General features: G+C 54.8%; 20 protein-coding genes, 2 rRNA genes and 1 pseudogene. 16 read left to right on the plus strand and 7 right to left on the minus strand.

What is annotated here, in order from left to right; all coding sequences use genetic code 11:
• The 8 genes from E1573_RS15340 to E1573_RS15375 all read left to right on the plus strand — a co-directional run.
• Window positions 1-89, plus strand: a 23S ribosomal RNA gene (locus E1573_RS15340); the annotation flags it as partial.
• A 136-nt stretch (window positions 90-225) separates the two neighbouring features.
• Window positions 226-341 (plus strand): 5S ribosomal RNA (gene rrf, locus E1573_RS15345).
• A 222-nt stretch (window positions 342-563) separates the two neighbouring features.
• The gene (gene recC, locus E1573_RS15350) at window positions 564-4043 is read left to right on the plus strand and encodes an exodeoxyribonuclease V subunit gamma (protein WP_133215147.1); all 3480 of its coding nucleotides are present in this window, start codon (window positions 564-566) and stop codon (window positions 4041-4043) included.
• The gene (recB, locus tag E1573_RS15355) at window positions 4040-7720 is read left to right on the plus strand and encodes an exodeoxyribonuclease V subunit beta (protein ID WP_133215149.1); all 3681 of its coding nucleotides are present in this window, start codon (window positions 4040-4042) and stop codon (window positions 7718-7720) included. Before recC ends, recB begins: the two co-directional genes overlap by 4 nt.
• Window positions 7717-9798, plus strand: coding sequence for an exodeoxyribonuclease V subunit alpha (recD, locus tag E1573_RS15360; protein WP_133215151.1), 2082 nt, complete (start codon window positions 7717-7719; stop codon window positions 9796-9798). The genes recB and recD overlap by 4 nt, the downstream gene beginning before the upstream one ends.
• A 113-nt stretch (window positions 9799-9911) precedes the next feature.
• Window positions 9912-10487, plus strand: coding sequence for a YfiR family protein (locus tag E1573_RS15365; protein ID WP_133215153.1), 576 nt, complete (start codon window positions 9912-9914; stop codon window positions 10485-10487).
• Window positions 10484-11755 (plus strand): diguanylate cyclase domain-containing protein, encoded by a 1272-nt coding sequence (locus tag E1573_RS15370; RefSeq protein WP_133215155.1) that lies wholly within the window; start codon window positions 10484-10486, stop codon window positions 11753-11755. Before E1573_RS15365 ends, E1573_RS15370 begins: the two co-directional genes overlap by 4 nt.
• Window positions 11756-11809: 54 nt before the next feature.
• Window positions 11810-12259 carry an OmpA family protein gene (locus E1573_RS15375; protein WP_133215349.1) on the plus strand — a complete coding sequence of 150 codons (450 nt, stop codon included), beginning with the start codon at window positions 11810-11812 and terminating at the stop codon, window positions 12257-12259.
• On the opposite strand, the pseudogene E1573_RS15380 reads toward E1573_RS15375, so the two are convergent.
• Window positions 12256-12390, minus strand: a pseudogene (locus E1573_RS15380) (LysR family transcriptional regulator); the annotation flags it as partial. The gene E1573_RS15375 and the pseudogene E1573_RS15380 sit on opposite strands and share 4 nt — an antisense overlap.
• 288 nt (window positions 12391-12678) lie before the next feature.
• Between E1573_RS15380 and E1573_RS15385 the strand changes: the two are divergent.
• The 4 genes from E1573_RS15385 (at window position 12679) to E1573_RS15400 (ending at window position 16640) form a co-directional block, all read left to right on the plus strand.
• Window positions 12679-13791, plus strand: a complete 1113-nt coding sequence (locus E1573_RS15385; RefSeq protein WP_256659545.1) for a tyrosine-type recombinase/integrase — start codon at window positions 12679-12681, stop codon at window positions 13789-13791.
• Window positions 13792-14552: 761 nt separating this feature from the next.
• Entirely contained in the window at window positions 14553-14789 is a 237-nt protein-coding gene (locus tag E1573_RS15390; RefSeq protein ID WP_133215159.1) for a hypothetical protein, read from the plus strand.
• The gene (locus tag E1573_RS15395; RefSeq protein ID WP_133215161.1) at window positions 14790-15269 is read left to right on the plus strand and encodes a hypothetical protein; all 480 of its coding nucleotides are present in this window, start codon (window positions 14790-14792) and stop codon (window positions 15267-15269) included. It abuts the gene before it with no gap.
• Between the two features lie 561 nt (window positions 15270-15830).
• Entirely contained in the window at window positions 15831-16640 is an 810-nt protein-coding gene (locus tag E1573_RS15400) for a hypothetical protein (RefSeq protein WP_133215163.1), read from the plus strand.
• 419 nt (window positions 16641-17059) lie between these two features.
• Here E1573_RS15400 and E1573_RS15405 read toward each other — a convergent pair whose 3' ends face one another.
• Window positions 17060-17482, minus strand: a complete 423-nt coding sequence (locus E1573_RS15405; RefSeq protein WP_133215165.1) for a hypothetical protein — start codon at window positions 17480-17482, stop codon at window positions 17060-17062.
• A 72-nt stretch (window positions 17483-17554) separates the two neighbouring features.
• Window positions 17555-17908 carry a hypothetical protein gene (locus E1573_RS15410; RefSeq protein ID WP_133215167.1) on the minus strand — a complete coding sequence of 118 codons (354 nt, stop codon included), beginning with the start codon at window positions 17906-17908 and terminating at the stop codon, window positions 17555-17557.
• A 153-nt stretch (window positions 17909-18061) separates the two neighbouring features.
• Between E1573_RS15410 and E1573_RS15415 the strand changes: the two genes are divergently transcribed.
• Complete coding sequence (locus E1573_RS15415) at window positions 18062-18313, plus strand: helix-turn-helix domain-containing protein (RefSeq protein ID WP_133215351.1); 252 nt, start codon at window positions 18062-18064, stop codon at window positions 18311-18313.
• Between the two features lie 182 nt (window positions 18314-18495).
• Here the strand turns inward: E1573_RS15415 and E1573_RS15420 are convergent, their stop codons facing one another.
• Window positions 18496-19704 carry a hypothetical protein gene (locus tag E1573_RS15420; protein ID WP_133215169.1) on the minus strand — a complete coding sequence of 403 codons (1209 nt, stop codon included), beginning with the start codon at window positions 19702-19704 and terminating at the stop codon, window positions 18496-18498.
• A 213-nt stretch (window positions 19705-19917) separates the two neighbouring features.
• On the opposite strand from E1573_RS15420, the gene E1573_RS15425 reads away from it, so the two are divergent.
• The 3 genes from E1573_RS15425 to E1573_RS15435 all read left to right on the plus strand — a co-directional run bounded on the left by E1573_RS15425 (window position 19918) and on the right by E1573_RS15435 (window position 22253).
• A complete protein-coding gene (locus E1573_RS15425; protein ID WP_133215171.1) occupies window positions 19918-20529 on the plus strand; it encodes a recombinase family protein in 612 nt (203 codons plus the stop codon).
• 474 nt (window positions 20530-21003) lie between these two features.
• On the plus strand, window positions 21004-21903 hold the full coding sequence (locus tag E1573_RS15430) for an abortive infection family protein (protein WP_133215173.1): 900 nt from the start codon (window positions 21004-21006) through the stop codon (window positions 21901-21903).
• A gap of 146 nt (window positions 21904-22049) precedes the next feature.
• Window positions 22050-22253 (plus strand): hypothetical protein, encoded by a 204-nt coding sequence (locus E1573_RS15435; protein WP_133215175.1) that lies wholly within the window; start codon window positions 22050-22052, stop codon window positions 22251-22253.
• Between the two features lie 22 nt (window positions 22254-22275).
• On the opposite strand, the gene E1573_RS15440 is transcribed toward E1573_RS15435, so the two are convergent.
• The 3 genes from E1573_RS15440 to E1573_RS15450 form a co-directional block, all read right to left on the minus strand.
• Window positions 22276-23040, minus strand: coding sequence for a hypothetical protein (locus E1573_RS15440; protein WP_133215177.1), 765 nt, complete (start codon window positions 23038-23040; stop codon window positions 22276-22278).
• 5 nt (window positions 23041-23045) lie between these two features.
• The gene (locus E1573_RS15445; RefSeq protein ID WP_133215179.1) at window positions 23046-23909 is read right to left on the minus strand and encodes a nucleotidyltransferase; all 864 of its coding nucleotides are present in this window, start codon (window positions 23907-23909) and stop codon (window positions 23046-23048) included.
• A gap of 335 nt (window positions 23910-24244) precedes the next feature.
• Window positions 24245-25189: a LysR family transcriptional regulator gene (locus E1573_RS15450; RefSeq protein ID WP_133215181.1), complete on the minus strand. Its 945-nt coding sequence runs from the start codon at window positions 25187-25189 to the stop codon at window positions 24245-24247.
• Between the last annotated feature and the right edge of the window lie 16 nt (window positions 25190-25205).

Raw genomic sequence — 25205 nt, forward strand, 5'->3', positions numbered from 1 at the left:
GTCGAAGACTACGACGTTGATAGGTTGGGTGTGTAAGCGCTGTGAGGCGTTGAGCTAACCAATACTAATTGCCCGTGAGGCTTGACCATATAACACCCAAGCAATTTGAGCGAAAGCCAGATTGCGGTGTTGTGAAGACGAAACGAACCGAAAGTTTGCAATTCACAAATATCACATACCCGATTCGCTGGAGTGTCTGCACAAGACCTTCTGGCAACAGAATTTCTTGACGACCATAGAGCATTGGAACCACCTGATCCCATCCCGAACTCAGCAGTGAAACGATGCATCGCCGATGGTAGTGTGGGGTTTCCCCATGTGAGAGTAGGTCATCGTCAAGATTAAATTCCGAAACCCCTATCTGCACACGCAGGTAGGGGTTTTGTCTTTTCCGCCCACTGGAAAAGACCAGGCTGTGGGAGCGCCGGTGTGGGAGCGGGCTTGCCCCGCGATAGCGGTGTGCCAGTGAAATAGCTTCGCGGGGCAAGCCCGCTCCCACACCGCTGCTCCCACACCGCTCATGATATGGTTTCTCCCTGTCCGCACAGCCTCAAGGATGTCCAATGTCGCATGCAAACCCACTCCAACCCGGATTCATGGTGGTCCACGGCAATCGCCTGGATGAACTGCGCAGTCTGGTCGTGAGTTGGATGCGGCGTTATCCCTTGGCCCCGCTGGAAAATGAAGTCGTTCTGGTGCAAAGCAACGGCATCGCCCAGTGGCTCAAGCTGGCTCTCGCCGAAGACCCTGAGGATGACGACTTGGGCGGCTGTGGCATTGCTGCTGCGGTTGAAGTGCAGTTGCCTGGCAGCTTTATGTGGCAGCTGTACCGACGAGTGCTGGGACGAGATGAGATCCCGGAAGTGTCTCTGCTCGACAAGGCGCCACTGACGTGGCGGCTGATGCGGTTGTTGCCTGAAGTGATCGACAAGCCTCACTTCGAACCGCTGCAACGCTTTCTCACTGACGACACCGATTTGCGCAAGCGCTACCAGTTGGCCGAGCGCTTGGCCGACCTGTTTGACCAATACCAGGTGTACCGCGCTGACTGGTTGAAGGACTGGGCAGCCGGGCGGCATGTGCTCAACACCGCACGCGGTGAGAACAAACCACTACCAGCGGCCAACTGCTGGCAAGCCGAATTGTGGCGAGCGCTGTTACTGGATGTCGGCGAGGAGGGCATGGCACAGAGCCGGGCCGGTGTTCACCAACGTTTTATCGAGCGCATCAACCGCCTTGAGCAAGCACCACCCGGGCTGCCTTCGCGGGTGATTGTATTTGGTATTTCCTCGTTGCCCGCTCAGGCGCTGGAAGCCTTGGCTGGCCTGGCACGTTTCAGTCAGGTGCTGCTCTGTGTGCATAACCCCTGCCGTCATCACTGGGCCGACATCGTGGCCGACAAAGACTTGCTACGCCACCAGTACAAGCGTCAGCAACGCAAACAAGGTATGCCCAACCTGATCGATGCGCAGGCTCTGCATCAACATGCTCATCCATTATTGGCTGCCTGGGGTAAGCAGGGCCGAGACTATATCAACCTGCTCGACAGTTATGATGATCCCGGAAGCTATCAAGCAGCATTCGCGGATGGACGTATCGACTTGTTCAGTGAGAGCGAGCCCAAAACCTTGCTCAATCAACTACAGGACGACATTCTGGAGCTGCGTCCGTTAGCCGAGACGCGTGCCCTGTGGCCCGCAGTCAACCCCAACAAGGACCGCTCTGTACGTTTTCATATCGCTCACAGCCCGCAGCGCGAAGTTGAAATATTGCATGACCAGCTGCTAGCGCGTTTCAGTGCCGATCCGCAGCTGCGCCCACGTGATGTGATCGTCATGCTGCCGGACATCAACACCTATGCTCCGCATATCCGCGCGGTTTTTGGCCAGTTGGGCCGCGATGACCCGCGCTTCATCCCCTTCACCCTGACGGACCAGGGGCAGCGTGGTCGGGACCCGCTGTTGATCGCCCTGGAGCATTTGCTGAAGCTGCCTGACAGCCGCTTTGCCGTCAGCGAAATTCTTGATCTGCTCGACGTACCCGCCGTGCGTGCCCGTTTCGCCATCAAAGAAAGCGATTTGCCGACCTTGCACCGCTGGATCGAAGGCGCAGGTATTCGTTGGGGGCTGAATGCCGAGCAACGCGCTAACCTGGGTTTGCCGGCGGATCTTGAGCAAAATAGCTGGCGATTCGGCCTGCGACGCATGTTGCTCGGTTATGCCGTCGGCGTTGGTGAGAGCTGCGACGGGATCGAGCCGTTTGATGAAATCGGTGGCCTGGATGCGGCACTGATCGGTCCGCTGGTAGCGCTGCTCGATGCCCTGGAAGTTGCCTATCGGCAGCTGTCCAGCCCTGCGACGGCTACGCAATGGGGTGAGCGTCTGCATGCCCTGCTACAGGTTTTCTTCCTGGCTGAAACCGAGCACGACGATTACCTGCTGGTGCAGCTGCAGACGTTGCGCGAAACCTGGTTGCAGACGTGCGAGTCGGTCGCCCTGGAAGATTTGCTGCCGCTGACCGTGGTCCGTGAGGCCTGGCTGGCAGGCCTTGATCAAGGGCGTTTGTCGCAGCGTTTCCTCGCCGGTTCGGTGAACTTCTGTACGTTGATGCCCATGCGTGCAATCCCGTTCAAGGTGGTCTGCCTGTTGGGTATGAACGACGGTGACTATCCGCGTGCACAGCCACCGCTGGACTTCGACCTGATGGGCAGTGACTATCGGCCCGGTGATCGCTCACGTCGTGAAGACGACCGCTACCTGTTGCTTGAAGCACTGCTCTCGGCGCGTGACCAGCTTTACGTCAGTTGGGTAGGTCGCAGTATTCGCGATAACAGTGAGCGGCCTGCTTCGGTACTGATCGGGCAGTTGCGGGATCACCTTGCCGCCGGTTGGCGGCTCGACGGTGCCACAGTCGGTGAAAAATTCGATGAAGGTGAGCAGCTGTTGCACGCCCTGACCGTGGAGCATCCGTTGCAACCGTTCAGCACCCGCTATTTCCACAAAGGCAGCAACCTGTTCAGTTACGCCGTTGAATGGCGAGCGCTGCACTTGCCTGGCGAAGAGAAGGTTAACGTCGACGATGATTTGCCAGCTTACAGCGGTGACGAGCCCTTGAGCCTGACGTTGCTGCAAGACTTTCTGCGTCATCCGGTGCGGCATTTTTTCAGCCAGCGCCTGAAAGTGTTCTTCGAGGCGGCCCAGGCGCCACTGGCTGATGAAGAGCCTTTCGTGCTCGACGCCTTGCAACGCTACAGCCTCAGCGAAAGCCTGTTGGCCGCAGCGCTGGCTGCACCAGACGATGCCTCCCTGGCACTCGGCGCTCAAGCCCGACGCTTGCAGGGGAGCGGCATGCTGCCATTGGCCGGCTTTGGTCAATGCCTGCAAGCGGAACTGGTCGAGCCGTTGCCGGATCTGTTGCTGCGTCATCAACAGTTGCTGCGCCAGTGGCCCGATGCCCTGGACAGCGCCTTGCCAATTCGCTTCGAATTCCGCCAGCTCAAGCTAGAAGGTTGGCTCGGTCGGGTCTATCAGCGCGACGACCAGTCGTTGTTGAGCATTACCACCTTACCCAATGGCATCAGCAGCGGCCGTTCGCTGAAGTGGCACCGACTGACGTCGACCTGGGTCATGCACCTGGCCGCCTGTGCCGTTGGTCTGCCCTTGCACAGTGCGGTGGTCGCCACCGATATCACGCTATTGTTGGCCCCCCTTGAGCAAGCGCGCGCTGCCGAGTTGCTTGGAGACTTGCTGCTGGCTCGCCAGGCCGGTATGTGCGCGCCGCTACCGGTGGCGGTCAAGACGGCCATTGCCTGGCTGGCTCAGAGCGACCCTGACAAGGCCCTGGCTGCGGCGGTCAAGGCCTATGAAGGCGATGGCCAGAACAGCTTCGGCGAGCGCAGCGAAAGTACCGCACTGGCCCGCCAATTCAATGACTTCGCGGCGCTCACGGCCAGTGAAGAGTTCGAAGGGTGGTGTGAAGCCTTGTATCGCCCGATGTTGGATGCGCCCTGGCAGACCTTGGGCAATGAGGAGAACGCCCAATGAGTCGCAACGCACCTCTGGCCCTGACGTTTCCCTTGCATGGCAGCCAATTGATCGAAGCCAGTGCGGGTACCGGTAAGACCTTCACCATCTCTGCGCTGTACTTGCGCCTGGTACTCGGCCATGGCGGCGAGCAGGGTTTTGGCCGCGAACTGTTACCCCCTCAGATACTGGTGGTGACCTTCACTGACGCCGCCACTAAGGAGCTGCGTGAGCGCATTCGTACGCGTCTGGCAGAAGCTGCGCGCTTCTTCCGCGGCGAGTTGAATGAGGCTGACCCGCTGCTGCAGCAATTGCGTGATGACTATCAACCAGCGTTGTGGCCTGCATGCGCCAACCGTCTGGACGTGGCGGCGCAATGGATGGATGAGGCGGCGGTCTCGACGATCCACAGTTGGTGCCAACGCATGCTGCGCGAGCACGCGTTCGACAGTGGAAGCCTATTCACGCAAACCCTGGAAACCGACCACAGTGAGTTGCTTGGCCAAGTCATGCGCGACTACTGGCGACGCTTTTGCTACAGCATGCAAGGCGACGCCCTGGCCTGGGTGCGTAGCCAGTGGGTCAGTCCGGATGCGCTTCTGCCGCGAGTGCGCGCATTGTTTGGCCGCCAGAGCATCGAGAGCTCGGCTGAAGAGCCGCAGGCGCTGATTGATGCGGTGCTGCAACAGCGCGCTGAGCAACTGCGCAGCCTCAAGGCGCCGTGGGTGCAATGGTCCGCTGACCTGCTGCAGATCTGCCGCGAGGGTCTGGCTGCCAAGCAGGTGGATGGGCGCAAGATGCAAGCTCGCTACTTCGAGCCCTGGTGCGAGAAACTGGCGGCCTGGGCGAGCGATGAGCAAGCGCTGGAGCTTGACCTGGGCACCGGCTTTACCCGGTTCACACGTACCGGCATGGCCGAAGCCTGGAAGGGAGAGCCACCGAGCCACCCCGCCTTGCAGGTGATGGAAGGTTTGCAGGAGCAGTTAAAGGCTTTGCCGACACCGGATGCTTGTTTGTTGGAGCATGCCGCCGCTTGGGTGGGCGCCCGCTTTGAGCAGGAAAAACGCCGTCGTGCAGAGATGGGCTTTGATGACATGCTCGTGCGTCTTGACCACGCCCTGCATGGCGATACTGGTGAGCGCTTGGCTGGCCTGATTCGCGAGCAGTTTCCAGTCGCTTTGATCGATGAATTCCAGGACACCGACCCCGTCCAATACCGGATCTTCCAGCGCATTTACCGCATTGAAGACAACGAACAGAGCACGGGCCTGTTCATGATCGGTGACCCCAAGCAGGCGATCTATGCGTTTCGGGGCGCCGATATCTTCACCTACCTGGGCGCCCGACGCGCCACCCGTGGGCGCTTGCACAGCCTGGATACCAACTACCGCTCCAGCCAGGCGATGGTCAGTGCGGTCAACCATGTGTTCATGCAGGCCGAATTGCGTGAACTGGGGCGCGGGGCGTTCCTGTTTCGCACCGTCGATGACAACCCGGTACCTTTTGTAGAGGTCAAGGCCAAAGGCCGCAATGAGCAGTTTCAAGTCGACGGGCAGGCGCTTGCCGCACTCAACGTTTGGCAGCTCAATAGTGAAGAGCCGGTCTCGGGCGCAGTTTACCGTCAACAGCTTGCTGCCAGTTGTGCCAGCCAGATCGTGGCTTTGCTCAACGGCGGACAACAGGGGCGCAGCGGCTTCCTTCAGGCCGATCAGACGCTGCGTGGTTGCATGCCTTCTGACATCGCCATCCTCGTTCGTGATGGCCGCGAAGCGCAGTTGATTCGCGCCGAGTTGGCTGCTCGCGATGTGCGCAGTGTGTACCTCTCGGACAAAGACTCGGTGTTCGCTGCTCAAGAAGCCCAGGACTTGCTGGCATGGCTCAAGGCCTGTGCCGAGCCCGATGTCGAACGATTACTCAAGGCTGCGCTGGCCAGTATCACCCTGAACCTGCCGTTGTCGGCGCTGGAGCAACTGAACCAGAACGAGCGGGTGTGGGAACGCTGGGTCATGCAGTTCCGCCAGTACCGACTGATCTGGCGCAGCCAGGGCGTACTGCCGATGCTGCGTCGACTGCTGCACGACTTTGAGTTGCCTCAGGTATTGATCAGCCGCAGTGACGGCGAGCGGGTACTGACCAACCTGCTGCACCTTGCCGAGTTGCTGCAACAGGCGGCCACCGAGCTGGATGGTGAGCAAGCTTTGATCCGTCACTTGGGCGAGCATCTGGCCAACGCAGGCCAGGCTGGCGAGGAGCAGATCCTGCGCCTGGAAAGTGATGAACAACTGGTCAAAGTGGTCACCATCCACAAATCCAAGGGCCTGGAATACCCGCTGGTGTTTCTGCCGTTCATCTGCACCAGCAAACCGGTGGACGGCCAACGTCTGCCGCTGGCCTGGCACGACAGTGAGGGCCAGGCGCACCTGACCCTGACGCCGGATGCCGAACAGATCGCCCTGGCCGATGACGAGCGTCTGGCTGAAGACCTGCGCTTGCTTTATGTTGCCCTGACCCGCGCCCAGCACGCGTGCTGGCTCGGGGTCGCCGACCTCAAACGCGGTACGGGCAAGGCTTCGTTGCTGCACCGCTCGGCGTTGGGTTACCTGCTCGGCGGTGGCCTGCCATTGGCGGCTTCCAGCCAGTTGAGTGACTGGCTGCAAGCCTTGCAAGTCGGCTGCAAGGCCATTGCCAGCAGCGCCATGCCTGAGCCAGACGAACAGTGTTACAACGCGCCGCGCAATCAAGACGAGCTGCTGCCGGCGCGCCAACCTAAACGTCGTGCGGCAGAAAATTGGTGGATCGCTTCCTACAGTGCGCTACGCATTGGAGAGGAATTGTTGTCTTTGGCTGAAGACAGCTCTCAAGCCCAGCAGTTGTTGGACGACGAACGCCCCGACCCACAGCAGTTGCGCGAAGTGATGCCGGGCAGTGGTGACATTCACCGCTTCCCGCGCGGCCCCAACCCTGGAACCTTTCTCCACGGCCTGCTTGAATGGGCGGGGCAGGAAGGCTTTGCTCAGGTGACGGCCAGCGATGAAGCACTCAAACGCACGGTAGGCCAGCGCTGCAATCGTCGGGACTGGACCGGCTGGATCACGACCCTCAGCGACTGGTTGCAGCAAGTGCTGGTGCGGCCAATGGCCTTGGCGCCAGAGCAGCCACAGGTGGCCTTGAATCAACTTTCGCAGTACCAGATTGAAATGGAATTCTGGTTTGCCAGCCGCAAGGTCGATGTCGTCCAGCTGGATCGTCTGGTGTGTGAATACACACACGAGGGCGCCGCGCGGGTGGCCGCCCAACCGGCCCAGCTTAACGGCATGTTCAAAGGCTTCATCGACCTGGCCTTTGAACACGACGGGCGCTACTACGTGGCCGACTACAAATCCAACTGGCTCGGCCCCGACGACCAGGCCTACAGCGAGCTGGCCATGGAATCGGCGATCCTCAGCCACCGCTACGACCTGCAATATGTGCTCTACCTGCTGGCCCTGCATCGCCAGTTGAGCGCACGGTTGGCCGATTACGATTACGACCGCCATGTGGGGGGCGCGGCCTTTATCTTTCTACGCGGTGTGCATGCGGCGTCTGGCGGCGTGTATTTCGTCAAGCCTCCACGGCAGTTGATTGAGCGCCTCGATGCCCTGTTCCGTGGCGTCAGCATGCCGCAGCAACACGACCTGTTCCTGGGAGAAGCACCATGAGCCGTACCCTCGAGGACTTGTTGCCGACGCCGCTGGATGCCGGGCATCTGGCAGCACTTGAGCCGCTGAGTCGTAGCGCCGACTTGCTGGCGCTGCTTGATCGTTGGGTTGAGCGCGGCTGGTTGCGCGCGCTTGACCGGGCCTTTGTCGGCTTTCTTGAGGAGCGTGATCCCGGCGGCGATCCGTTGGTATTACTGGCTGCCGCTCTGGCCAGCCATCAGCTGGGGCACGGGCATGTCTGCCTGGACCTGGGGGAGACCTTGGCTGAACCGGACTTTGCCTTGTCCTTGCCGCCAGAGGGTGATGCCTTGGCAGGCCCGCTGTTGTTGCCGTCGCAACTGCTGGAGCAACTGGCGTTGAGCACCTGGCTGCAACGTTTGGCCAGCAGTCGGTTGGTTGCCCAAGGTGGGCGTGTAGAAGAGGCCTCACGGCCTTTGGTACTCAGTGCTCAGCGCTTGTACTTGCGCCGTTACTGGGCCTACGAACGGCAGATCGACAGCGCTTTGCGTCAGCGCCTGGAACAGGGCGAGCCGACCCCAGTGGATCTTCCGGCGCGCTTGGCGCAACTGTTCGCGGGTGGCGGTCAGCCGGGGCAGGTGGACTGGCAGAAACTGGCGTGTGCATTGGCCACCCGTGGGGCCTTCAGCATCATTACCGGTGGCCCCGGCACCGGCAAGACCACCACCGTGGTGCGCTTGCTGGCCTTGTTGCAGGCGCCAGCGGTGGAAGCGGGTCGTCCCTTGCGTATACGTCTGGCAGCCCCGACCGGTAAGGCCGCCGCGCGTCTGACCGAGTCGATCGGCCAGCAGGTCGAGCGTCTGGCGGTTGCCCCCGAGGTGCGGGAAAACATTCCAACTGACGTCTCGACGGTGCACCGGCTACTGGGTAGTCGCCCGGGCTCGCGGCATTTTCGCCACGATGCGGGTAACCCGCTGCCCCTGGATGTGCTGGTGGTTGACGAAGCTTCGATGATCGACCTGGAGATGATGGCCAACCTGCTGGCGGCGCTGCCACCCCATGCCCGTCTGGTGCTGCTCGGGGATAAAGACCAGTTGGCCTCGGTGGAAGCCGGTGCGGTGCTGGGTGACCTGTGCAGGGATGCTGAAGCCGGGCGCTACAGCCCACAGACGCAAGCCTGGCTTGAGCAGGTCAGTGGCGAAACATTGGCAGGCAGCGAACTGCAGGCGGGCACGGCCGAGCAGTACCCACTGGCTCAGCAGGTGGTGATGCTGCGCTTTTCCCGACGCTTTGGTGAGACCAGTGGCATTGGTCGACTGGCGCGGTTGGTCAACCTGCAGGATGCCGAACAGGCGCGAGCCTTGCTGAAGCAAACGCAGGATGATGTGTTCGGCCTGACCTTGCGTGGTGAGCAGGATCGTGCCCTGGACCGTCTGCTACTGGAGGGGCTTGGCCGCGGTGAAAAGGGCCCGCAGGGCTATCGCAGCTACCTGCAGGTGATCGGCCGACAACGTCCAGCGCAGGCGACAGCGGTTGATGATCCACGCTGGGAGGCTTGGGCGATGGCGGTGCTGCAAGGGTTCGAAACCTTCCAGTTGCTATGCGCGGTGCGTAAGGGCCCCTGGGGGGTTGAAGGGCTTAACCAGCGGGTTAGCCGCGTGCTTGGCGCTGCCGGTCTGATTGATGCCGAGCAGCCTTGGTATGAAGGCCGCCCTGTGCTGATGACCCGTAACGACTATGGTCTGGGCTTGATGAACGGTGACATCGGCATTGCCTTGCGCTTGCCTGACGAACAGCAACCGGGCCAGCAGGTATTGCGGGTAGCGTTTGCCCGCAACGATGGTCGTGGTGGTGTGCGCTTTGTTTTGCCCAGCCGCCTCAACGACGTGGAAACGGTGTATGCGATGACCGTGCACAAGTCGCAGGGCTCGGAGTTCGCCCATACCGCGCTGGTGCTACCCGATGCGCTGAACCCGGTTTTGACCAAGGAGTTGATCTACACCGGTATCACCCGGGCGAAAAACTGCTTCACTTTGATCGAACCTCGGCTGGGCGTTTTCGAAGACGCGGTACGGCGCAAGGTCAAGCGCCTTTCCGGTTTGATGTTGGAGCAAGTGTGAGCAGGGCAATTCGGCCATTTTCCGGACGCGAAGAGACCTGTGTGCTCGCTGGAAAATCGGCCATTGTGCTATCGTTACGGCATCATCCCGCTGGGATTTAAGAGATTTCCTTCATGAAAGTGGCGGCCCCGGCACCGGGACGTGTGACGCGCCGGGGGCGCTCGCTGATCGCGGCGTTACTGTTGCTGCTGGGGCCGTTCGCCCACGGTGAGGCGCCCGCCACTGCTACGCTGGCCGAACAACGTGCTGCTGCCGTCACTCAGGTAGTACTCGGAATCCTCAGTTATGCCCGCTGGCCAGTGGAGCCTGAGCAGTTACGCCTGTGCCTGGTCGGCCCGACGGAATACGCCGATGACCTGGTCAAAGGCACAACACAACCTACGGGGCGTCCGGTCCTGGTTCGGCGCCTGTTGGCCGGCGATTCGCGCATCACCAGTGAATGCGACGCGATCTATCTCGGTGAACTGAGCCAGAACGAACGCAGCCAGTTGTTTACCGCTATCAGTGGCCATCCGGTGTTGAGCATCAGTGAAGCCGATGACCCCTGTACGGTGGGCAGCGTATTCTGCTTGCGAGTCACAGACCGTCAGGTGGCATTCGAGGTCAACCTTGATTCGGTGGCGCGCAGTGGTGTGCGCATTCACCCTTCAGTCTTGCAACTATCACGACGACGGGCGGCGCAGCCATGATCGGGTTCGGCTGGGGACGTCAGCGCCCAACCTTGCGTGCAGTCCTTGGGCGTCGTCACTTGAGTGTGGCGTTGCTGGCGGTTGGGTTGGCAGGGGTGGCGTTGACCGTGCTCGGCGTACTGGCCTTGCGTGTGTATGCCAACCACAATCTGCACCTGATTGCCCGCTCGATCAACTACACCGTCGAAGCTGCGGTGGTGTTCAACGACAGCAGTGCTGCCAATGAAGCCCTGGCCATGATCGCCTCCACTGAAGAAGTGGCAGACGTCAAAGTCTTCGACGATACCGACCAGCTACTCGCCCGCTGGCAACGCAACAACGACAGCCTGCTCGCTCAAGTGGAGCAACAGGTGGCCCGCAGCCTGCTGGAAGAGCCCATCATCATGCCGGTGCTGCATCAGGGCCAGCAGGTCGGGCGAATCGAGCTGGAAGGTCAGGGGGGCAGCCTGGTGCGCTTTCTGCTCAGCGGCCTGGCCGGCATCATCTTCTCGACGGTGCTCAGTGCGGTCGGCGCGTTGTACCTGTCGCGGCGTATGTTTGGCGATATTGTCGGCCCCTTGCGCAGCCTGGCTACGGTCGCGCATGCCGCACGCCGTGAACGCCGCTTTGACCGCCGCGTCCCTGAGGCGCAGATCGCCGAACTCAATGAGTTGGGCAACGACTTCAACGCGCTGCTCGATGAGTTGGAAAGCTGGCACAGCCGCTTGCAGAGCGAGAACGAAAACCTGGCTCACCAGGCCAGCCATGACAGCCTGACCGGGTTGCCTAACCGGTCGTTTTTCGAAGGTCGGCTCAGCCGTACGATGCGCAACGCCAGCAAGTACGAGGAGCACATGGCGTTGCTGTTTCTCGACAGCGACAACTTCAAGGCCATCAACGACAGCCATGGCCATGCGGCGGGAGATGAAGTCCTGGTGAGCGTCGCCACCCGAGTGCGTTCGCAATTGCGCGAGGGTGATCTGGTCGCCCGTCTGGGCGGTGATGAATTTGCCGTGCTGCTGACGCCCCTGCATAGCCGCGAAGATGCCCAGCGCATTGCCGAGAAAATTATAGGCAGCATGCAAATGCCGATTCGCCTGTCCGAAGGCCATAGCATCACCACGTCGCTGAGCGTCGGCATTGCGTTTTTCCCGGATGACGGCACGACGCCGGCAGACTTGCTCAACGCCGCCGATGCAGCGATGTATCAGGCCAAACGCAACACCCGTGGACAGTGGCAAACGGCAGCGTCGGAGAACGCTGCCAATCAAGTAGAAAATAGGAGCTGAACCGTGATTTACCTGAGTCGATCTTTACGCTTTCACTTCGCCTGGCTGGTTTTGATGCTGCTGGCGTTGACTGGCTGCCAAAGCGTGCCGCCCAAAGGCCTGACGCCTGAACAGATCGCTTTGCTCAAGCATGAAGGCTTTCGTTTGACTGACGAGGGGTGGGAGTTTGGCCTGTCGAGCAAGGTGTTGTTCGGCAGCGACCTGGATGCACTGAACCGCGAGAGCCAGGCCATTGTCGAGCGTCTGGGCAAGTCGCTGCTGTCGGTGGATATCCAGCGCGTGCGGGTTGATGGGCACACCGACTCTTCGGGGCGTGCCGCGTACAACGAGGAACTGTCGCTACGCCGGGCCAAGAGCGTAGCCAATGCGTTGAGCGCTGTCGGCATGCGCCCGGAAAACATCGAAATCCGTGGGCTGGGCAGCCGCGTGCCGGTGGCCAGCAACGACACCCGCGCCGGGCGCATGGAAAACCGCCGCGTCGCTATTGTGGTGGCCTCCAACTAATCGGCGAATGTCATTTGGCGTGACTCGCCCATCAATAGCGGCATGTTGCGCTCAGTGACCTTGCGGATGTAATCCCACAACAGGGTAATCCGCTTGAGTTTCCTCAAGTCTTCCCGGCAGTACATCCAGAACGACAAGGAGGGAAAGGGTTAACCCAATGATTACGGGGGCTAACCGCTATGAACGTCCTTCCACAAATGCACCCTGTCACAAGTGCTGTCACAACCCACACGCTGCCCTTGAGGCCAAATTGCCGGTTAGCGAGTCCTTACCATTACCGACGCCATGGCATCTACTACCTACGCCTTCGTGTGACTGGCAGTGTGAACAGGTCAGTTTCCGTCTCTCTGAAGACCACTGATCGCAGATGGGCAATGCAGACATCTGGTCATCTCACGTCGTCGATCCAGGCATTCCACATGGACCGACCTGATGCCTCATGGTACGACCTACGGGAGCATTTGCTGGCGTTGGTGAGTAGCACCGTTGTGACTGCTGATGACGGCCACCCACTACGCCATTGGGGGGGCTTGTACCGGAACGTTCGGTTTACCCCTTCGCCCGTGTTCGCAACTCATGGTGAGGCGTTGAATGCAGCAACAGAACCGGTGATTGCCCCGATGACCTTCGATGTGCTTTCGCAGCTTTACATGGCTGATCGTGGTGGGGAGCAGAAGCCCACGACCTTGAAGGAGACGACCCTGTGCCACAAAGTCATCTCAGAGCATCTGGACGGGTTGGATTTGAGAAGCCACTCCAGAGCAGACCTTGTGGAATTCCGGGAGCGTTTGTCGAAAGGTCGGATGCCTTCGACTGTGAACAAACTGATTGTGAAGCTTTCGGCGGTATTTGCGTGGGCGGTAGAGAATGGCCACCTGACTAGGACCTATGACAAAAAGCTGAAGCTGACCAAAGGACTGGAATCCACACGTAAAGCCTTCTCGCAGGCTCAAATGACTAGGCTAATGGGATATGCCAACAAGCTGCCTGAGCTATCTTGGAAACGCTGGCTGCTCACCCTAGGGGCAATCACAGGGGCAAGGTTGAACGAGATTTCACAACTAACCACTTCTGACATCCTGACACTTGAATCAGGGATCGTTGCTATCCACATCAACGAGAACGGGGAAGGTAAGTCGATAAAAAACAAGCAAAGCGAGCGAATGGTGCCTTTGATTGATGGTGCATATGGATTCAACCTTGCCACGTTCTTACGTTATGTTGAATCATGTAAAGTCAACAACCCAGGTGTACTTGCACAGATTGGGTATAGAGGTGGTGGTGAATGGGCAAACCAACAAGCAATCCCTAAGGCTCTTGGTAGTGATCACAAGGTTGGTCTGACATATCACTCCATGCGACATTCATTGGCAGCCCTCATGCAAGTAAAGGGAGTGCCAGTACTCCATGCTCAAGCACTACTTGGGCACGCTTCAGGGACAATCACCTTTGATACTTATGGGGCTGGGGTTCCTGTGGACGTGATCGAGAAGATGTTGAAAGCTGTGTTTACCCAAGCTAATCTTGAGTAAATGTCGGGAAAAATAGTTGACTAAAAGTTTAAAGAACGCATGTAACGTATTGACAAATTGGAATGTTTCTTGATAAAATATGCATATATTGATAGATTAAACCTAAGTTCTTTACAGGGTTGCCCAGCCTTCCTTTCAATATTCTCTTGCACCGCTCACCGGTGTTGCTGAACAACTGTAGTTAATGGCCTTTCCTTTCTGGCCTACGGTTGTTTCTGCCATGGTTCTCACCATGGTGGTACACATTTCTCCTTTTTTCTCTCGTTCACTTTATTGTGGCGAGAGGTTTTCTATTGTCTTTCGGAATATTCGTTAGGATAGATGCTATTGCACTTAATTATATGGAGGTTTCAATTATGGAACACGCTCGACTGTGCCTGAAATGCAGGGCACCACTAATCAACAAACGGTCTGACGCTGTTACTTGCAGTGGCAAATGCAGGAGTCAGAAGTGGAGGGCATTGAAGGAACAATCAGTGTTGATCCCCTTTCGTTTGTCTACTTCTTTACACGTTGGTTTGTTCCTGGCGGCCTATGCAGCTAACCAAGGCATAGACGCCTACTTGACTTCATTGGTGAGCAATCACCTGACCAGCAACATTTAAAGGAACCTACAATGACTAACAAAGAAATTTACCAGCGAATGAAGTACTACAAAAGCCTTCGGTCAGCAGCAGCCAGTACAGGCAATAGAAGTGAGCATCAACGATGCAATGATGTTCTCGAACTGTTGTCTACGCAGATTATAGCAGGAGCAAGGTATGAACGTTGATTCATTAATCAAAGGAGTTCTGCGTGCAAACGCTAATCGTGAAAAAAGGCAGTCCAAGCAACACACAAACACTGTGAGCAAGCCAGCCAGCGTTGAGCCAGTGTCAAGTGAGCATGCATCAGTGTTGGCTGTCGCGCCCACGTTTGATCTGGAGCTATACCGTATTGAAATAATTAGCAAAGCTATTGCACACATCATGAACAATCAACAAGAAGGAAATGAATAAATGAAAGAAGAAAAAATCATTATCAAAGGAACACCCCCTGCATGGGATCAAGCTGAGTATGAGCGTCGGGTGGAGGAGTGGGTTAGGGTTTATCGAGGTACTGAGAAGTCAATGGAACTTGTGAGCGGGAGTCTCGGTCATGAATTTCTACAAGCGGTGATCGACAAAGCAAACCAAGGTTACACAATCACTCACACCAAACGTCTAAACCACGGAGAGCTTTACCACTCTACTTTCATGGTGAAACCTCAGTCAATGCAAGAAGAGGATATTGCCAATATTAGGGTAGAGCAAAAGCAAAAATACGTTGCTCACCTAGAAGCTGAACATGCACGATATCAGGACTTGCTCAGACAGCAATTGATTCAAACGAGGCAAGAGAAGGAAGCTAAGGCCGCCGAACTAGTAGAGGCAAAGAAGCTAGCCGAGATCGAAAAAGAGGTTCTGGCTTGCTACAAACCATTGGTCATCCCTAAATGACGATCAACGAGAGCTAGGGTCAATAACAATGGACAAAACAGGAGGCTTCCTACTGGTTAACGCTTGTAGGAAGCTTATTTGTTTCTCAAGAACATTCGTTTCACCCCGATAACCATTGGAGAAGATGGTGATGGTGTTAACCACACATGATGTTCGCACTGAAAACTTTGTTATTCCTCAACGGATAAGACGTTTAATCTCAGTTCTTTAGGGATTGTTATGGATGATGGCTCTGTAACGCTCGCTGATGAGGCTAGGAGAGCTTTTCTTTGATTTGACACCCTAGGGTAGCGGGGAAAGGTTAGCGTCGCTAAATGGGCTTAGCTTTGCATCAAAGGAAAGAACCTGAATCTAATTGATAATTGCTTGCATCCATGGCTTTGATTCTGTATAATGCGCACCCTCATTCCGGCACACCATTCTCCACGCGACCGCTTTCGTTAAACGAACTGCGCATCGTAGGGGTTTTGCCGTGCCTGCGATTTGAGCAATTACACCCACACCAAACGGCACCACCGAGAGGAATGCCTATGAACTGAAACCGACAATAGAGGAGCTACAATGGAGATTCAAAATACCGCTGCTTCAAAATCCTTTGACAGCGAGCGCGCTGCAAACGATGAAGCACGCACCGAGAAAGTCTTGGCATTGCACTTGAAAGGTATGTCTCGTCGGAAAATTTCTGCCGCCACAGGTGAAACTGAACATTTCATCCGCAAGGTAGTTGAAGGGGTTCCTGTAACTGACAAGCTACCGACAACGGCGTTCGACAAGTCAGTAAAGCGAGCCTACGAACTTTCCACCCGAGAGCAAGGGGTGAAAGATTACGAACTCCGTGGTGTTTTGCATTCTGAATATGGTTGTACGTGGAACTCTTCTGAAGGGCGCTACGAAAGCCGGTTTGACAAAGACAACATCAAGCGAGTCAAAGGGAAGGTTCGGGATCAGGCGGTCACCAATGGCCAAAATGCCAAGTTCATTCCCGACTGGATTGATTATTCAGCTCCAACTGCAAGCCGCGTAGCTCTTGAGCAAGCTGCGAACGTGCTTTCTTCCCGCCTTGATGAACTGATGAATGAATTCATGTTTGAGTTTAGCGACAATGACAGCAGCGAAGCTGTGAGCAAGCAACGATTCGCAGCTCGGCGTCATGTCCTCAAGCTTATGAGCGGGCTTGGCCAAGAACCTATCCCCGCACTGCTCGAACGAACAAAAAATGTCACTGATACTCTTGATAGTAGCTTTGACAGCCCAGCTTTGCAGCAAGCCGTTCGGCGGAAGTCTGTCGATAAATTCATTCCTGAACCCAACACACGTGACTACTTCCTTGACTTCGTTCAGGAACAAGGGTGGTTGAGAGTGGCGGCATGATCGCCCATTCACCCAGTCGCGCCCCCCATACCTTAGAGTGGGCGAGAAGGTGTGAGCGAAGCGGATTTGGTTTCTTGTCCGTTGAACGGACGGTAGGTTTTCTTCAGGGTGGCCACCCTGTGTAGATGTGTGACGGGTCATAAAAAGAGAGATGGGTAAGAAACCCATCAGAACCTAAAAGCATGAATACTCTGTGTGTACACACAGGATGGTTGAAGTTTCTGTGCTATAGCACAGAAGAAGATCAAGAGCAGGACAGGCTTCGCTGATCTGTCTTCCTAGAGCATTCGCCTGTCGGCTCACTGCGGACACTAGGTCTATAGTGGCAGCCATGTGACCGTTTACGGTCAATGAATCACCTCTACCGCACAGGGTGATGACTGCCACCTTCCTTGCGCATGCAAGAAATCTACTATTCTTCAGTAAGACGATGGACGTATGTCCAACATCGGTTGGAAGGCAATTCGGAACGTTTGGTTTTCACCAATCTGCAACCACGTCGCAACTTCCCTTTTGAATTGGGTATTCTGTGAGCATGGCCCCGCTCCTTGTGGGTCCGCTCCTACACCGATAAGTCTTCTACCCGGCTTTATGTGGAAGCTTGCCTTTTCGTTATTGTCCAGTCGTGCAACGAGTTGCCCGTCAACGAATATCCCGAAAAAACAGTGACCGGCTTGGGCAGCGCTTTCACGCACAACAGTGACAGTCGCGTCCTTACCATGTTCTTCGGTTTGAAGTGCCAGCAATCGGTTGCCCGGTGCAGGTAAAGCTTCACCAACCGTTGGCGGGGCTGCACAGCCGCTCAGCGTTGCAATAATGACAGCGGTAATCAATGGTCGCATGAATCCTTTCCTTTTGATCATAAATATACAAATACTATTTGATTATCACACATAGGAAGTCGTAAAAACCGATTAAATGTTTTTCTCCCTCATACACTTTGCGCGCTGACTTTCTGCGAAGTCATGAGCGACAAGACCAGCACGCTCAGGACTTGAAAGTTCTACCGTGAAAGCTTCGTCGATCAACCTGTACTGAGTCATACGACTATTAATATCTGCCATATGATTGTCTACCATCTCCTTCAACTTATATTTTGGCGTGGAGAGTTGGCGAAGCTCCATCGTACTATATGCTTGGTAGCGCATTGCGTCACACAGTGCTGCCACCGCTTCAGTTTCAGATTGAGAACCGCTATTTTGAGTGGCATACACCGGGGCATTGGTTATACAGAGAATAGCCAGTAAGAGCGCGTTTTTTGCTTTCATAAAAACTCCTTTTTAAAGAGACCTCTGGCCGTGAGGTGTCCATTGGTGGCTGCCGCATCTGGTCATAGAAACGGAGAAAGTAAGATTATCCCTTTTTCAGATATCCGAAAAGGGGATATAGCTTGGCGAGCTACCCCTTGTAGCCATTCGACCATGCCCAAAACGATCTATCGACCGGAGCACCAAGCCCTATTGAACCTCCTGAAGAGGTACCGGGCAGAGGCTGGATTGACACAGGTGCAGTGCTCAAAGGCGCTGAACCGCCCTCAATCGTTCATGAGCGATGTGGAGAACGGAACACGGCGTCTGGACATCGTGCAGCTTCGTGACCTATGTGCGGTGCTTGGAATCAGTCTGATGGAACTGGTACAGGAGCTAGAGATAGCAATAAAAGCAGGCTCTTGAATGAGTCAACACGCCAAAGTGCAGGCTCAACGTCGATCAAGTGACACTACGCTTGGATGGGAATACCATAGGAACTCCGAACTGAATGCAGAATGTACTGCCTGACTATCGTCTCGGCACCACCATTCAGCTCGAAAGGTGCGATACCTACTTTCAATCCTGGGAATCTGTGGTAAGCGGTTTTAACTGTTAGTTTTGAACGATCCTGGGATAGGGACAATAACTGGAATCTCGGCCTCCACTGGAGACAATTCGGCAAGCGAAGCCGCCCAAATGCTTAATTTTTCCATACAAGAATGAGCATAACTCAGCGAGTCTAGGGCCGTAACCGCTTCGGCTTTTTCGATAATGTTATGAAAGCGCGCCCGTCGGAGTGAAGGGTCGTCAAAGTGCTTGCCTGAAGTACGGTCAGCTTTTAATTTGCCTGGGTCAGAAGGCAACGGTAACTTTACGAAAGGCAATGACTCCGCGTTAGGTAGTTTGACGATTCCTGTAATGGCATAGAGCGTTGCTCCCGCTGTTGCTAATGGCGCTGCATGAATTATTAAATTCCGGTAACTACCAAGGGTGTCCAGCCAGTTTCCCGGAGAGGACACTTCTTGAATTTCCACCCCATGTGGGTCAGTTGGAGGATTTTTTCTCCAGTGGCTACATAGAGCGCCAATGCTTGTAATGTTTGCTGAACCTGTAGGCTTAACATACCAGTAAAATTCGATGAGATAATCTCGGAGAGTGCAAGCATCAATCAGAAAAGTTTGGGCTGCTAGGTAGCAGAGCTCTGTATAGCCGTCAAGGAACCGTTGACCATCCTTGAAGTCTCCCGACTGTAATTTGGAGTTCAACTGATCCATATACGCTTCTGATAGCTGTCGGACTCGCCACTCACAGCTCCTGAACTGATGAGAGATACGTGTGGCTATGTCATAAAGTTGGCTATCATTTTTTTTAAAAGCACCATTTGCAATAAAGGACCAATCTCTACCTTGATCCCATGTGAGCCAGCCGGAGCCTAAAGACGGTTTGACGCGCCATTCAGGCCGTGCGTGTGCGTGTGGTCCGGTGAAGAAATCGCATCCTACGACCTCTAATCCGAGGTTTCTAATGTCTGAAAATAGAGAGGTGTAGTTGTTAATTTCAATGGCTTTCTTTTCGCCAGTCATGTCGCCTGGATAGAGAAAGTTACACGACTTGTCATAACTTAGAACCCTGATACCCCCACTGATATGAACTTCGCGTGCCGCTAGCCACTCCATGAGACTCTCCTTAATGATTTCGGTTTGTGTCGCCAAGCAACCAGCATCACACGATAGACCAAAGTAACACATCAATGCTGCTACATCCGGATACGGTTTTCTACCAATCTCAATTGTGATCGGAGGTGGTGTCAACATTCCAATTCCATGATGACGATGATCGCACCTGTCCTGCGTGTTCATGTTGGTGTGGAGTCACCGCTTGGTGCTTCTACCGATTTGGGTATACGTCAGCGAGTACGAGCACAAGCCACCTACGGGTGGCTTTTTTGTACCTGTATAAGTCAATTGACCACCTTAACGAGTACGCCTAAAATCGGTACACCTAAAACGGTACGGAGAGGTCTCACCATGTTTATCCGCGCTTACCTTCGCGCTTCGACAAGTTCACAGGATGCCAGCCGTGCCAAGCAATCGCTGGTTACCTTCGCTGCTGAGCATGGTCACAAGATCGCTGCCTTTTACATCGAGAATGAATCAGGTAGTAAATTGAACCGCCCCGAACTGTTCCGTCTACTGGATGACAGCCACGAAGGTGATGTTCTGTTAATTGAAGGTGTGGACCGTCTGTCTCGGCTGACAGCCTCAGATTGGGATATGTTGAAGGTAAGCATCGGTGCTAAGAGGGTAACGGTCGTGTCCCTCGACCTTTCCACCAGTCATTCGGTACTGAAGCCTCAGCAGGACATGGATGACTTCACTAAGGGGATGATTGCTGCCGTTAACAGCATGCTGCTTGATATGTTGGCTGTGGTCGCACGTAAGGACTATGAGGATCGTCGCCGTCGTCAGGCAGAAGGCATTGAGAAAGCGAAGACCAGAGAGGTGTACAGGGGCCGACAGGCCGATCAGGCACTTCATAATCGAATCAAAGAATGTCTCGATGCGGGCAAGAGTATCCGCAAGACTGCCGAAATTGTGGGCTGTGCAGTGTCTACAGTGCAACGTGTGAAGGCCGCATAACAGCTTCGATTAGAGCTTTCGGTAGCGCAGTTAAAGTCACAGGCTATTTCAATCTAGCCTCACAGCGACTCTTAACAGGGCTTCTGTGGGGGTGATTGTGTCTCCCGCTCATCTTCATCAGGTAGGGATTTCATTTATCTTAGGTGATCCTGATAGCCTGAGTTGGCAAGGCGGTCAAGCAGAGTCGCTGTATCGCTTGGGATTGTCACCAGCCACACTTCCCGGTTTGGCTTGAAAGCCTGCTGCTGAATCTGGGCGGATTATGGTGGTGAGCTAGCGTGATGAAATGCCCTGATGAAAGTGTGGTAAGTCGGTCTAGCTGAAGCCTTGAGAGGACGTGACTTGTAACACGATCTTTTGACTTTCATAGCATAGAAGCAGCTCGCTCACAGCCACGTCCTCAGTCAACAAGGTCGTCGAATTTTCTGATTGGCTCCTGTACAACATCGCTTTCGATTTGGGTCGGGGGAATCCATGGCGCGCAATGATGGGTTGGCGGAGTTGGCGGCCCTGTCCGCGAAGGTAAAGGGCGAGCGCCAACGGCTGCTCGACGGGCTGAGAGCTTTCGAGAAAAAGCTAGTGGTGTCTTCCGATGGCCTCGGGTGGTGTGGCTCTAGCCAGTACGTAACTCTGGAGCAGTGGACTTATGAGCAAAGAGACGATAATTCAGTCCTCATTGGCTGGTTGTTCTTCGATGGAACAAAGCTGACCGTCAGAACGGAAGACCACATGAGCGGCTGGGACGACCCCATCTGCCGAGACTATGAGATTGACGAGGCCAATCTCGAGTGGCTGTTGATGTTGAGCACTCCAGAGAAATTGGAATCTCTTGTAGCGAGCATGTTGCGGGGCTTGGAAGAAGAGCGCATCACCTTCAGCACCGCGAATGAACGGTTGACAGAGTTTGTTTCAGCAGAGAAGGCAGCGATTGACTCAGACATTCAAGAGCAGTTCCAGCATCAGCCGACCCTGCTTGAGTCTTGGCAGAAGGCTCAAAAGGCTGTTGAGGTCGATCCAGAGGACTCCATCGCCCGCAGTTGCTCACATGCGGAAACAGCCATGAAAACCTGTCTCAAGCAACTCGGAGACACAGGATATGAAACCTTGCCCGTGCATACGCTCACTTCTCAGGTTGTGAAGAAGTTGCGTGAAGCTGGAACTCTCGATGAAGGTGCCCTGAAATCCCTGAATGGAATCGGCCCAATCTTCCACGGAGTCGGAACTCTCAGAAATTCCAGCAGCACCGCCCATGGCAAAAACGACGGTTACACTCCACCTGGCCCGGATGTCGCACAGCTCATCAATCATCTGGCGGGAGCTTGCTCAGCGTTTTTACTCAAGCAGACGGAGAAGGTTTTGAAGGAAAAGGAATAATTCCTTCGCTTAACTTCCGAGTCAGGAGGGAGGATTTTAACTACGAAACTTTCGCGGTTTGAGTCCAATTCCAATTTCGAGACTGAGGGGAAAGGGGTGAGGCTCATGGGCTACGCTTATGCAAAACATCTCACTGAGCCTTACACATGGACAAAGCCAGTGCCACCGCCGACACGCTCGAACTACTGCTGCTTAACCAGACTGCAATCCGTGCAGCCTTGGAGGAAATCAGTCTATGGATAAGTCAGCGAGGATCAACCAACGTTCACGACAACGTGATGACGGCATTGCAGGCGTTGGACACCAGCGCCGAGGCCATCGGCTCAGCGATTGAGCGGTTACGGGAATGAGTAGTCGCTGTTGACTTGCCGATTAAATTTTTAATGCTTTCTGAATTTTGTCCCACTCCTTGGAAAGCGGTGAATTAAGTTTATCAAAAATCTTGGAGGATAAAGTTACTGCTGCGTTAGCCTTGGCCGTTTCATACATTGAAAGTGATGCTAAGGTCATCGCATTAAATTCCGCGTCTGCTGGCCGGGACTGGAATAGTGTATAGACATCATCAAACACCTTTTCAGAGCGCATGCGTAACCATTCAAGCCGAAACCATTTCGCTAAAACCTGCTCGCTGAACACTGCTTGCGATGCAACAAGTACGATCCCTAGATCGTTTCTCTTAAACATTAAACAAACTACCCATAAAATAGCATAAACAGATATTCTCAAACGCTCTGCTCTTGCCATTTCCAGTGTGATGGATTTAGTGAAATGACTATTTTCCAGTACTTGTGCCGCAATTCTTTTCATTGGGTCAACAAGGTTGTTATTGTAGTACCCGTCGGTTTTCTGATGGGTTAAATTTATACCGCAGGAGCTACTGAAGAAATCCTGGCGTCGTTTGTCCTCTGCTCGCGGTATCAGGTATAGTCGCAACACTAGTCCAATAATGCAGAGTGCAAGAACAGATACGCCGAGGGAAATTGAAATAATAGTATAGGAGTCAGGATATTTCTCTCGGTCTAATAGCAGTGCGGCAAAGGAGAGAATCGCGCTGACATAAAATAACCGATCTGAGGCTTTGTCGGCTGACTCGACTGAGTCGTAGTAATTTTTTCGGATTGGATCAAAGCGAGACATTCCTATCATCCATAGCTTGGGAAAGAGTTTCCAAAAATTTGTTGCCACACTTCGATAGCGCCTTTGTGATCGCTGTTTGTTCCATATGTATTATACCAAGCGGTTCGGCTTTTTTCGATTACTTTATCGAATCGCTTGAGTACTTCTTGGCGGTCAGCCCAAGATAGATAGTCATCTGCATATCCTTTGTCGTACCAGAGCGGCTGCTGAAGCAGCGTACGTGCATCATCGAAAAATTTGTGTACGTGCCATGATGTGTCGTCTAGATTCCCAGTGAAAACTTTTAAAGCTAGAACTTCAATATGGTAGCTGCGAAGAAAGTCACCATGAAAACGATTCCAGTGCTTGACCATTTTTATGATGCGTCTAAAATTTTTTCCGCACTCGGTGGATTTAGCCTCTATTTGTGAGGCGAAGAATTTTGGCCTTGACTCAATCCATGTGTCTGTATTGGAGTCTGGCACGTTGTAATGCGATATGGTGCCATCTGAATTAGTAGTTCTGCTTACAGGGACAATGTCAACGTTCGGCCATGTTTTATAGTGCAGTGTTACAGCTTGCCCGTTGCGTCGTGCACCAGTTTTCCATTCAGCTAAGGAGCTGCGAATTGACTGTAATACTTGGGTCGGAGTTTTTCCTTTGACATGTTTTCCATAGTGCAAAACAACCATTACGTCTAAATCTGCATGGCCTCTTAGTGCGGTGTATTTGGGTATTGAGCCACTGCTGAAGCTTTCGATTATTTCAAATGACTTGCTCAGTTTGTTAATAATATCGTCCCGGCGGCGATTTGCAGTGTCGCGGTGGTCACCTGCTAAATTTATTTTTTCGTAGAACTGGTCAAATGAAGCAGCAACTGTGTATGGCATTCACGCCTCGATTTTGTTCGGGTCATCAAAAATGTAGTCTCTCGCCGGACACTCGCACAAACCAGAAAATTTTCAACCTATTCCAAAGCGCTCGCTTGCCATGCGCGATCTGTCTCATCGTCATCTAGGCAGCACAAACTGCATGCACGCTGGCTTCTAAGGAGAAATGCTGTGTAGAAATCGGAAAAGTGGCAAAAGGGCATCACCTCGAAGATAGCAAACTCAAGCTGCTTTTGGGATTGATTGCCGCACTGTCACAACCCCTGTCACAAGTCGTTGCTCACGCCCTCTTGGGTTAGGTACGATGAGGCACCCTTACTCCTTGTCGATCTAAGCTACGCAAACGCCATTGTGCGCGACTCACCCATCAACAGCGGTGCGTTGCGCTCGGTGACATTGCGGATGTAATCCCACAACAGGGTGATCCGCTTGAGTTTCCTCAAGTCTTCCCGGCAGTACATCCAGAACTGCCGGGTAATCTCCACTTCTTCCGGCAGGATCGCCACCAGGCGAGGGTCTTGTGCGGCCAGAAAACACGGCAGTATCGCCAGCCCACGCCCCTGCTGCGCGGCTACATACTGGGCGATCACGCTGGTACTGCGCAGGTTGGCACTGGCGGCTGGGATCAGGTTGGCCAAGTACAGCAGCTCTGAGCTGAAGGCCAGGTCGTCGACGTAACTGATGAACTGATGGTTGGCCAGGTCGCTGCTGCGCGTGATGGGTTCGTGGCTGTCGAGGTATTCCTGGGTGGCGTACAAGCGCAGGCGGTAGTCGCACAGTTTGCAGCACACATAGGGGCCATGTTCCGGACGCTCAAGGGCAATGACGATGTCAGCTTCGCGCTTGGACAGGCTGATGAAGTGTGGCAGCGGCAGGATGTCTACCGAAATTGCCGGGTAGGTGTCGACGAAATGGCTCAGTTGTGGTGTGACGAAGAAACTGCCAAAGCCTTCGGTGCAGCCCATGCGCACATGCCCGGAAAGGGCCACACCAGAACCGGAAACCTGCTCGCAGGCCATGTGCAGGGTGCTTTCGATCGATTCGGCGTAGCTCAGCAGGCGCTGCCCCTCGGCGGTCAGAACAAAGCCGTTGGTCCGCGACTTTTCGAACAGCAGGGTGCCCAGCGCAGCCTCCAGCGAGCTGATGCGCCGCGACACTGTGGTGTAGTCCACGCCCAGACGTTTGGCCGCACTGCTGGCCTTGCGGGTACGGGCCACTTCGAGAAAGAACTTCAGGTCATCCCAGTTCAAGGAGCCCAGGGAGGTGATGTTTTTTTGCATGTTGGTCCGGATTTTA

The organism is Pseudomonas sp. H9 (assembly GCF_004353925.1).
Lineage (GTDB): Bacteria > Pseudomonadota > Gammaproteobacteria > Pseudomonadales > Pseudomonadaceae > Aquipseudomonas.